The organism is Candidatus Magnetominusculus dajiuhuensis (genome assembly GCF_046044395.1).
GTDB classification, from domain to species: Bacteria; Nitrospirota; Thermodesulfovibrionia; order Thermodesulfovibrionales; family Magnetobacteriaceae; genus Magnetominusculus; species Magnetominusculus dajiuhuensis.
This window is the reverse complement of sequence record NZ_JBJUSG010000042.1, coordinates 1-11,905: the sequence shown is the minus strand read 5'-3', so window position 1 is coordinate 11,905 and position 11,905 is coordinate 1. Positions and strand designations below refer to the sequence as shown.

Sequence of the window (11,905 nt, the reverse complement as noted above, 5' to 3'; positions counted from 1 at the left end):
CCAACACCAACACCAACGCCAACACCAACACCGACACCGACGCCGACACCGACGCCAACACCAACACCAACGCCAACACCAACGCCAACACCAACGCCAACACCAACACCGACACCAACACCAACACCGACACCAACACCAACGCCAACACCAACACCAACGCCAACACCAACACCGACACCGACGCCGACACCGACGCCAACACCAACACCAACGCCAACACCAACGCCAACACCGACGCCGACACCAACGCCGACACCGACGCCAACACCAACGCCAACACAGACGCCGACACCGACGCCGACACCGACACCAACACCAACACCAACGCCAACACCAACGCCAACACCGACGCCGACACCAACGCCGACACCGACGCCAACACCAACGCCAACACAGACGCCGACACCGACGCCGACACCGACACCAACGCCAACACCAACGCCAACACCGACACCAACACCAACGCCAACACCAACGCCAACACCGACACCAACACCGACGCCAACACCGGCGGCCAGCATGATACTGCTGAATACGGTGAACAACACCGGCGGTGGTACGGCCACAACGGGGCAGTTTATGATGACAGCGACCGGCGATTCAGCGACCGGACTGACGGTAATCACAGGTAAGACTCCGGTGGCGGCTACGAGTGCACCTAAGGGCGTCTATCTGTTGTCTCAGACCGGGCCGGCTGGATACACGGCTGTGTACAGTTGCACCGGAGGCGGCATACTAACAGGTGATAATATAACAATACTATGGTCTGACGCAGGCAATACCATTACCTGCACAATCGCCAACGCGTGGACGCCGACTGGTATGGTTGTTTTAGGAATATCAAAGACCGGCACAGGCAGCGGCATAGTATCAAGCTCTGATGGCAACATCAGTTGTGGCAATACCTGTGCCTCAGCTTATACCTCACCGATTGCCACTACGCTCACTGCAACGACAAGCACAGGGTCACTTTTCATAGTCTGGTCTGGCGGAGGGTGTTCCGGTTCGGGGACATGTATACTGAACTCAAGTGTTGGCGTGATTGTAACGGCAAACTTTCAAACTATCCTTACGCCGATTGTTAAAGGCGATTTCCTGGGAATAGGCAAGGCAACCATAATTTGGAGAAATTACACTACTGGCCAGGACACCATATGGGACAATGCCACTACCGACTCTTCAATAGAGCTGACAAGTTTACCGATTGTTACCGATACCGATTGGAAATTAGTCGGCGTGGGGAATTTTGGAAGCGGCACTGAAACTGACATACTATGGAGACACCAGGTCTATGGCTACAATGTCGTATGGTATATGGCCGGAGGAACTGCCAGGTCAGGAGGCGTGCTGCCCACTGTAACTGACACAAACTGGACGATTGCGGGGACAGGGAATTTCAGCGGCACGGGCAACACCGATATACTGTGGAGAAATACCTCTACCGGGGCAAACGCCATATGGCACATGAGCGGTATCACTCCACTATCTGAGATAGCATTAGCCCCCGTTGCGGACACAAACTGGGTCATAGCGGGCACAGGGGATTTTAAGGGCGACAACTCAACCACTATCCTTTGGAGAAACCAGCAGTCCGGTAAAATCTCTTACTGGTATATGAACGGCACAACCGTGGCCGAAAGTGGTGTGCTGCCGGCACTTACGGTTGCCGATACCAACTGGGAAATCGCCAGTACAGCCGATTTCGACGGCGACGGCAGGCCTGACATACTCTGGAGAAACAAGGCCTACGGGTACGATGTTCTCTGGCTTATGAACGCCAGGACAATAAAAAGCGTCCAAATGCTGCTGACGATTCCCGACAGTAGTTGGCACATAGCAGGCCCGCGTTAACAATTGCACGGAGGCACCTATATGTGAGGGGGTGCCTCATCCGCTCAAAAACATCCCCGAACGAGTTGTGGCGTGGACTTACCGGAGCTGTCTTCGCAGACAATGTAATATATTTTCTGTCAGTTTGATATGTTTTGATATATTTGTAAAAATAACACTTGACAACTGATACATGTCGTGGTATGATAGTAATCATGACAACTAATCGTATAACTAAACATAGGGCAACTTTTCTACTTAATCGTGATGTCGTTAAGCAGGCCAAGGCTCAGGCCATAATTGAGGGACGCAGCTTAACCGATTTAGTAGAAAGGGCTTTAATTAAGTGTTTACCTGATGAGACGGTATTCAGGAAGACTGAAATTAAATAGGTGCGTGCCCAAGGCTCAAAAGCAGCTTCAATTCTTGCGTCGTCAGCGGCGACCGCAGTTATTGTGCAGGCGGTTTTTGCTTTGGGAATTATTAATAAGGCAATGATTTCCGGCGAACAATATCAAACGGGTTTGTTATGTTCGGCTTACGGATACGGTACTAAGGAATCGTGGAGGAAAGTAATGGACAACATAAAGTTATCGGTCTTTGGTGGTGGTGGAGACTACTGGGGGCGGCGGTTTGGTCGCCCCTGACCACAGGAGGTAACAGTAAAGCCGGCAGGATGCCGTTATGCGGCAGAGGAAGGTTTAAAAATCGAACAAAAATGTAAGGAGGAATCAAAATGTATTCAGATAGAAATATCCTTAACCGGATGATAGGCTTGAAGAGTTTGGCTGGTCTCTTGGTTTTGGCATTGGTCGCGCTAATTTGCGGGGCATCACCCGCATTGGCGGCGACCGCGCCAGCCCTTTTATCAAACAGCACATATGCGGTCACTTCCAGTACTCTTACCAGCGCCAACCCCACCACTCTGGGTGGAAATGTCTGTTGGACTACACCATCCGCCAGTGTACCTACGATTACTGGCACGGTGCTCGTGCCTTGTAGTGGCTCACAAGTAGGAGATCAAGGCTCCGCCCTGACGACTCTGGTCGGCCAGACCTGTACAGAACTCCCTGCTGGCGCGATTGATCTGTCCTCGGTAACTATTAATGGTGGTACCCCGGGGGTCATCCCTCCTGGTTGTTATCACAGCGTTGGCGCAATGAATATAGGCTCAAACGTTCACCTCAGCGGCTCCGGCGTTTACATCTTCAGAACAGATGGGGCGCTTGGGACAGCGGTCAATTCCACAGTTTTCCTGGAAAATGGCGCCTGTGCTGACAATATATTCTGGGCACCCACTTCTGCCACGACTTTTGGGGCAAGCACTAAATTTTCTGGAACTATCATTGATGACGCCGGTATCACCATAGGGCACCTTTCGACCGTGACAGGTAGACTACTGGTATCGGGCGGGACGGTCACAGTAGATGCGGATACGATTACTGTTCCTTCTTCCTGCTCGGCGGTTACGGCGAAGCTGGGCCTGACGAAGACAGTGGTCAACACAGGCGGAGGTACGGCCACGGCGGGGCAGTTCACGCTAACGGCAACGGGCGATGTCACGACCGGACCGACGGTAATCACTGGTACTTCGCCGGTGACGGCCATTAGTGCGCCGAATGGCGTCTATACGCTGACAGAGACAGGGCCAACTGGATACACGCCCTCGTACAGTTGCAGCGGCGGTGGCACGTTGGCCGCTAATAAGTTGACAATCACGAGTGAGGATGCGGGCAATACCATCACCTGCACAATCACCAATACGTGGACCCCGGCTAGCACGGCCAATCTTGCCCTGCTCAAGACGGTGGTCAACACGGGCGGCGGCACGGCGACGAAGGCACAGTTTACGCTGACGGCAACAGGCGACGCCACAACCGGCCCGACGGTAATCACTGGTACTTCGCCTGTGGCGGCTGCCAGTGCACCGGTGGGCGTCTATACACTGACAGAGACAGGGCCGACGGGATACACGCCCACGTACAATTGCGTTGGCGGTGGCACGTTGACCGGTAATCAATTGACAATCGCCGGGGCGGATGCGGGCAATACCATAACCTGCACAATTACCAATACATGGGTACCGGCTGGTACGGCCAATCTTGGCCTTCTCAAGACGGTGAACAACACGGGCGGCGGCGCTGCCACGGCGGGTCAGTTCACGCTGAGGGCGGCTGGTGCCCCATCCACCGGACCAACAGTAATCACCGGCGTAACTCCGGTTGCGGCTGTCACTGCACCGGTGGGCCTTTATACGCTGTCGGAGACAGGGCCAACGGGATACGCCAGTGTGTATAGCTGCATTGGTGGTGGTACCCTGGTTGGCGATAATTTGACAATAACCGGGGCGGATGCTGGAAATACCATCAACTGCACAATCGCCAATACATGGGTCCCGGCTGGTACGGTTATTTTGGGAATTTCAAAAACCGGCACCGGCACCGGCACAGTAACGAGTGCTGATACTCATATCAACTGTGGCGGTACATGCTCCTTCGCATATACTCCACCGATTGCCACAACGCTTACCGCAACGCCCGGCACCGGCTCAACCTTCTCAAGCTGGTCTGGCGGGGGCTGTTCCGGTACAGGGACATGCACTCTGAACTCAAATACTGCCGTGACTGTAACGGCAAACTTTACACTTACTCCAACTCCAACGCCAACACCGACGCCAACTCCAACGCCAACTCCAACGCCAACACCGACGCCAACTCCAACGCCAACACCGACGCCAACTCCAACACCGACGCCGACGCCAACGCTTACTTTGACAATATCAAAGACCGGCACAGGCAGCGGCTTAGTAACAAGCGCCGATGGCCACATCTACTGCGGCAATACTTGCTCCTCCTCATATGATTCACCGATGTCGGCTACGCTTACCGCAACGGCTACTACAGGGTCAACCTTCATGGGCTGGTCTGGTGCGGGTTGTTCCGGCACGGGGACATGTTCGATGAGCTCAAGTTCTGATGTTACTGTCTCGGCAATATTTACAGCTTCATTTGCTACTACGGCCAGTATTAGCCTGCTGGCTACGGTGAACAACACTGGCGGCGGTACGGCTACAACGGGACAGTTCATACTGAAGGCCACCGGCGACTCATCCACAGGACCGACGGTAATCGCAGGTACGACACCTGTGGCTGCTACTAGTGCGCCGGTGGGCCGCTATACATTATCGGAGATAGGGCCGACGGGATACACGGCTGTGTACAGTTGCACTGGTGGCGGCACGCTGGCCGGAGATAATCTGACGATCACGAGTGCGGACGCTGGTAATACCATCACCTGCACAATCGCCAATGCGTGGATACCGGCTGGCAAGGTTGTTTTGGGAATATCAAAGACAGGTACAGGCACCGGTAAAGTATCAAGCTCTGATGGTATCATCAGTTGTGGCAATACTTGTGCCTCATCATATGCTTCACCGATTGCAACTTCGCTTACTGCAACGTCCGACACAGGGTCAACCTTCACGGGCTGGTCTGGCGGTGGTTGTTCCGGTACAGGGAAATGTACTCTGAACTCAAGCACTGGCGTGATTGTAACGGCAAACTTTCAAAATATTCCTACTCCGATTGTTAAAGGAGATTTCTTAGGAATAGGCAGGGCAACCATAATGTGGAGAAATTACTCTACGGGCCAGGACACCATATGGGACAACGCCTCTTCTGAGTCTTCATTAGAGCTGACAAGTTTACCAATTGTTACCGATACCGATTGGAAAATAGTCGGCGTGGGGAATTTTGGAAGCGGTGTTCAAACGGACATACTATGGAGACACCAGGTCTACGGCTACAATGTCGTATGGTATATGACCGGAGGAACCGCGAGATCCGGTGCCATACTGCCCACTGTAACCGACACAAACTGGACGATTGTGGGGACAGGGAATTTCATTGGTACGGGCAACACAGATATACTGTGGAGAAATACCTCTACCGGCGCAAACGCCGTGTGGCACATGAGTGGTATAACGCCCCAATCTGAGATAGCAATAAGCCCTGTGGCAGACACAAACTGGGTTATAGCAGGCACAGGGGACTTCAAGGGCGACAACTCAACTACTATACTTTGGAGAAACCAGCAGACCGGCAACATCGCCTACTGGTATATGAACGGCACCATGGTAGCCTCCATTGGCGCGCTGTCGGCACTTACGGTTGCTGATACCAACTGGGAAATCGTCAGTACAGCCGATTTTAATGGCGACGGCAAACCTGACATACTCTGGAGAAACAAAGCCTACGGGTACGATGTTCTCTGGCTTATGAACGGCACAACAATAAAAAGCGTCCAAATGCTGCTAACGATTCCCGATAGCAGTTGGCACATAGTAGGCCCGCGTTAACAATTGCATCGGAGGCGCCCACATGGGCGCCTCTTCTTCTCAAAAGCATCCCCAAACGAGTGGTAATATGAACCTGCCGGGGCTGGCCTTGCAGGCAATATAATATATTTTCTGTCAATTTGATATATATGTAATAATAACACTTGACAACTACTACAAGCTGTGATATAATAGTAACTATGACTACTAATCGTATAAGTAAACATCGAGCAACTTTTCTACTCGATAAAGATCTTGTTAAGCAAGCCAAGGCTCAGGCCATAATTGAGGGACGCAGCTTAACCGATTTAGTTGAAAAGGCTCTGATTAAGTGTTTACCTGATGAGACAGTATTCAGGAAGTCAGAAATTAAATAGGTGGTTTGCTTATGGCTCAGAAGCAGCCAGGGTAGTTTGTTATGTTTGGTTTTCGGATACGGTACAGAGAAAAGGAGGAAGGTCATGTACATAATCAGTTCCCGGTCTTCAATGGTGGAGACTGCTGGATGCGGTTTTGCGAAGGAAGATTTAAACAATCGAAAAACAATAGTTAAGGAGGAATGAAAAATGATATATAAGTATACTCTTAACCGGATGATAGGCTCAAAGATTTTGGCAGGTATCTGGGTTTTGGCATTAGTTGCGCTTATTTGCGGGGCATCCCCTGTGTTGGCCGCCACCGCGCCAGCCCTTTTATCGAACAGCTCATTCGCAGTCACTTCCAGCACTCTTACTATTACCAACCCCACCACTCTCAATGGAAATGTCTGTTGGACTACACCATCAGTTAATCCTCCCGCAATTACAGGCTCGACACTTGTACCTTGCGTTGACTCACAGGTATCGGATCAAAGCTCCGCTCTGGCGACTATTAATGGTCAAACCTGTACCGCGTTAGGAGCCGCGGTTGATCTGGCCTCGGTGTCTATCGGTGGTGGTACCCCTGGGATAATCCCTCCTGGTTGTTATTTCAGCACCGGCTCAATGAATATAGGTTCAACAGTTCACCTCAGTGGTTCCGGCGTTTACGTCTTCAGATCAGCGGCGCTTGGTACAGCAGCCAATTCCACTGTTTTCCTGGATAATGGCGCGTGCGCTAACAATGTATTTTGGGCTCCCGGCGCCGCAACGACACTGGCGGCAAACTCCACGTTTTCGGGAACTATTATTGATAATGCCGGTATTACGATAGGAAACCTTGCAACCGTGCAAGGAAGACTTATAGCATCTGGCGGGACAATCACGATGAATGCGGATACGATTACTGTCCCTACCGCTTGCGAGTCAATCACGACGAAGCTGGCCCTGGTGACTACGGTGACCAACACTGGTGGCGGTACGGCCACGGCCGGGCAGTTCACGCTGACGGCAACGGGCGACGCCACAACCGGCCCGACGGTAATCACAGGTACGACGCCAGTGGCGGCTATTAATGCGCCGAATGGCGTCTATACGCTGACGGTCAAAGGACCAACGGGATACAAGCCCTCGTACAGTTGCAGTGGCGGTGGCACGTTGGCCTTTAATAAGTTGACAATCACGAGTGCGGATGCGGGCAATACCATCACCTGCACAATCACAAATACATGGTCCCCGGCTACCACGGCCAATCTTAGCCTGCTAACGACGGTAACCAACACAGGCGGAGGTACGTCCACGGCGGGACAGTTCATGCTGACGGCAACGGGCGACATCACAACCGGCCCGACGGTAATAACAGGTACGACGCCGGTGGCGGCTGCCAGTGCGCCGTTGGGCGTATACACGTTGACGGAGACAGGGCCGGCGGGATACGCTCCCACATACAGTTGCAGTGGCGGCGGCACGTTGGCCGGCAATCAGTTGACAATCACGAGTGCGGATGCGGGCAATAGCATCGCCTGTACAATCCGCAACACATGGATACCGGCTGGTACGGCCAATCTTAGCCTGCTGACCACTGTGAACAACACTGGTGGCGGTACGGCCACGGTAGGACAGTTCATACTGAAGGCGACCGGGGGCTCATCAACCGGCCCGACGGTAATCACAGGTACGACTCCTCTTGCGGCCATTAGAGTACCGGTGGGCGTCTATACGTTATCTGAGGCAGGGCCGACCGGATACTCGCCCGTGTACAGTTGCACTGGCGGCGGTACGCTGGCCGGAGATAATCTGACGATAACGAGTGCGGATGCGGGCAATACCATCACCTGCACAATCGCCAACGCGTGGACACCGGCTGGTACGATTGTTTTGGGAATATCAAAGACCGGCACAGGCATCGGCACAGTAACGAGTTCCGATGGCAACATCAGTTGTGGCAATAATTGCGCCGCGGCATATACTTCGACGATTGCCACTACGCTTACCGCAACGGCCACAACAGGCTCAAGCTTCACGGGCTGGTCTGGCGGGGGTTGTTCCGGTACGGGGACGTGTAAGCTGAACTCAGGTACTGGTGTGGTTGTAACGGCAAACTTTACAATTTCTCCTACGATAATTGTTAAAGGCGATTTCTCAGGAACACACAAGGCAAGCCTGGTTTGGAGAAACTTCTCTACTGGTGAAAACACAATATGGGACAACGTCACTACTGTGTCTTCAATAGAGCTGACAAGTTTACCAATTGTTACCGATACCGATTGGAAATTAGTCGGTGTGGGGAATTTTGGAAGCGGCTTTGAAACCGACATACTATGGAGACACCAAACCGCCGGCTACAATGTCGTATGGTATATGACCGGAGGAACTGCCAGATCAGGAGGCATACTGCCCACTGTAACCGACACAAACTGGACGATTGCGGGGACAGGGAATTTCAGCGGTACAGGCAACACCGATATACTGTGGAGAAATACCTCTACCGGCGCAAACGCCGTATGGCACATGAGCGGTATAACTCCCCAATCTGAGGTAGCAATAAGCCCTGTGGCAGACACAAACTGGGTTATAGCAGGCACAGGGGACTTCAAGGGCGACAACTCAACTACTATACTTTGGAGAAACCAGCAGACCGGCAACATCGCCTACTGGTATATGAGCGGCACAACGGTAGCCTCAATTGGCGCGTTGCCGGCGCTTACGGTTGTGGACACCGACTGGGAAATCGTCAGTACAGGTGATTTCGACGGCGACGGCAAACCTGACATACTCTGGAGAAACAAAACCTACGGTTATGATGTTCTCTGGCTTATGAATGGCACGACAATAAAAAGCGTCCAAATGCTGCTGACGATTCCACTGAGTAGTTGGCACATAGTAGGTCCGCGTTAGCAATTGCGTCAGGGGTGCCCACATATGTAATGGGCACCTCTTTTTATTAACCCAAACAGGTCAGGATACGGGAAAAAGGAGACAATATGTTTGACAATGAAAGGATACAATATAACACAGGTGGAAGGGATAAGATGTTCAGCGGCAAAAGGCCAATGGCAATGCTCAAAGTAGCCACACTATTTATTGCGCTGATACTAATGTGCTCTTTTGCCTCGGCGGCCACAAGCTCAATATCAGGGGCAATTACCGTTGGCCAGTCGTTGGAATCAAACGCAGTAGCCGGGGTAACGGTAATCCTTTCAGGAGACGCCATCGCCACGACAACTACCGACAGCAACGGCATGTATAGTTTTATAGGCCTTGCTAACGGAAGCTATACGATAACGCCAACTGCTGGCGGCTATACATTCTCCCCAACAAGTCGCAGTGTGGTAATAACGGGTGCTGCCTCAACGGGAAATAACTTTACGGCAACCGTTGCCGCACCTGCAACAAACGCAATATCAGGGACGATTTCAATTGGTTATCAGTTGGAGACAACCGGAGTAAGCGGGGTCATGGTAGTACTTTCCGGAGCTGGCGGCGGCACAACATTTACCGACAGCAGAGGGATGTACTTTTTTACAGGACTTTCTACCGGAAGCTATACTGTAATTCCAGGGGCCAGCGGCTATTCCTTCAGTCCAACAAGCGGTAGTATGACGTTGAGCGGACCTGCCGTTACGCAGAACTTTCAGGCATCGAACGCCGTAACTACCGTCCATGCAATACAAGGGGTAATTTACACCAATGGTATAGGCGTAAGCGGGGTAACGGTAACTCTTACCGGGGCTGCCAGCGGTACAACCACCACAGGCGCCAACGGTATGTATGGATTTTTGGGACTTTCTGATGGAAGCTATACTGTAACGCCCGCCAAGTCAGGACTTGTATTCTCACCGACAAGTACCGCTGTGACATTAAGCGGCGCTGACTCAATGGGAAATAACTTTACGGCTTCCAGCAGTGGTGGCGGCGGCACTGTGGCTTCCATATCCGTAACCCCCACAACATGGGATTTTGGTTCGGTACTATCAGGGAGTTTATCCTCTGCGAATACATTTACGATATACAACCCGGGAGGCTCTTACCTTGCTATCACCTCAATAGCGAACACAGGGGGTGACAGTTCAATGTTCACAGTCTCAGCCGGTACGTGTTCAAGCCTTACGCCTTTGATTTCACCTGGAAGCAGTTGTACAATCACTGCCACATTTGCTCCTACTTCCACTGGCGCAAAATCAACAACTGTACAAATTAACTCAAACGCGGCCACTACGACTATAGCGTTAAGCGGCACAGGCACCTCAACTTCACCAACGCCAACACCAACACCAACCCCAACGACTTCGCCAACGCCGACACCAACCCCAACGACTTCGCCAACCCCAACACCAACACCAACACCGACCCCAACGCCAACACCGACCCCCGGGTCCGGGCCGACCATCAAAGGCAACTTCTTTAACGACGGCAGGGCGGACATGCTCTGGAGAAACTACTCATCAGGCCAGAACGTCATATGGGACAACGCCACTATGGCTGCGCCGAGCATGACAATTTTATCAACCGTTTCCGATGTCAGTTGGAAAATAGTCGGCGTAGGCAATTTTGGAGGCGGCTCTGAGACCGACATCCTATGGAGACACCAAACGTATGGCTACAATGTCGTATGGCACATGAACAGAGGAAATGTCACATCGCAGGTGTTACTGCCCACCGTATCAGACACAAACTGGATGATTGCGGGGACAGGTAATTTCAACGGTATGGGCAACACTGATATACTGTGGAGAAATACCTCTACCGGCAACGATGTCGTATGGCACATGAGCGGTATCACTCCACAAACTGAGACTTTTATACCCACTGTCTCAGACACAAGCTGGGTTATAGCGGGCACGGGAGACTTCAAGGGTGACAACACAACGACCATACTTTGGAGGAACACGCAATCCGGCAACATCGCCTACTGGTATATGAACGGGACAACGTTAACCTCTTATGGCGCACTGCCAGCCCTTACGGTTGCGGACACCAACTGGGAAATCGTGAGTATCGCAGATTACAATGGCGACGGCAAACCGGACATACTCTGGAGAAATAATGTTTACGGGTACAACGTTATCTGGTATATGAACGGCACGACAATAACAAGCGCCGCAGTGCTGCAAACAGTCTCAGATACTAACTGGCACATAGTCGGCACACGTTAACACAGAAACAGGAGGCACCCACACGTATGCGTGGGTGCCTCTATTCACTCATCCCCTCATAGAGGCAACCCACGTAGATAATCTGCTCAACCGGCAGTTTGGCCTGGCCCAAGACAATTCCAATCCCAGGGCAATCGCATTAGAAACTTACACCAGTAATTCCCTCTCATGGATTCCCGCTTTCCAGACTGTGTCACAATAGTAAAGCAGCCCCCCCCCCCGGG

At 52.2% G+C, this 11,905-nt stretch carries 6 protein-coding genes; all 6 read left to right on the top strand.

From position 1 onward, the window contains the following. A partial coding sequence (locus tag AB7D94_RS07585) for a hypothetical protein (protein ID WP_420265165.1) occupies positions 1–635 on the top strand: 635 nt, incomplete at its 5' end. Then, complete coding sequence (locus AB7D94_RS07580) at positions 523–1,854, top strand: FG-GAP-like repeat-containing protein (RefSeq protein ID WP_420265164.1); 1,332 nt, start codon at positions 523–525, stop codon at positions 1,852–1,854. The genes AB7D94_RS07585 and AB7D94_RS07580, both read left to right, overlap by 113 nt. 452 nt (positions 1,855–2,306) lie before the next feature. After that, entirely contained in the window at positions 2,307–2,480 is a 174-nt protein-coding gene (locus AB7D94_RS07575; protein WP_420265163.1) for a hypothetical protein, read from the top strand. Between the two features lie 89 nt (positions 2,481–2,569). Further along, positions 2,570–6,190 (top strand): ice-binding family protein, encoded by a 3,621-nt coding sequence (locus AB7D94_RS07570; RefSeq protein ID WP_420265162.1) that lies wholly within the window; start codon positions 2,570–2,572, stop codon positions 6,188–6,190. Positions 6,191–6,735: 545 nt separating this feature from the next. Then, complete coding sequence (locus AB7D94_RS07565) at positions 6,736–9,423, top strand: ice-binding family protein (protein ID WP_420265161.1); 2,688 nt, start codon at positions 6,736–6,738, stop codon at positions 9,421–9,423. Positions 9,424–9,509: 86 nt separating this feature from the next. Next, a complete protein-coding gene (locus AB7D94_RS07560; protein WP_420265160.1) occupies positions 9,510–11,681 on the top strand; it encodes an SdrD B-like domain-containing protein in 2,172 nt (723 codons plus the stop codon). Positions 11,682–11,905 lie beyond the last annotated feature (224 nt).

Excerpts from the sequence above, each read along its gene's own strand:
- AB7D94_RS07580 (WP_420265164.1), top strand. The coding sequence starts at position 523 with ATGATACTGCTGAATACGGTGAACAACACCGGCGGTGGTACGGCCACA.
- AB7D94_RS07570 (WP_420265162.1), top strand. The coding sequence starts at position 2,570 with ATGTATTCAGATAGAAATATCCTTAACCGGATGATAGGCTTGAAGAGT.
- AB7D94_RS07565 (WP_420265161.1), top strand. The coding sequence starts at position 6,736 with ATGATATATAAGTATACTCTTAACCGGATGATAGGCTCAAAGATTTTG.
- AB7D94_RS07560 (WP_420265160.1), top strand. The coding sequence starts at position 9,510 with ATGTTTGACAATGAAAGGATACAATATAACACAGGTGGAAGGGATAAG.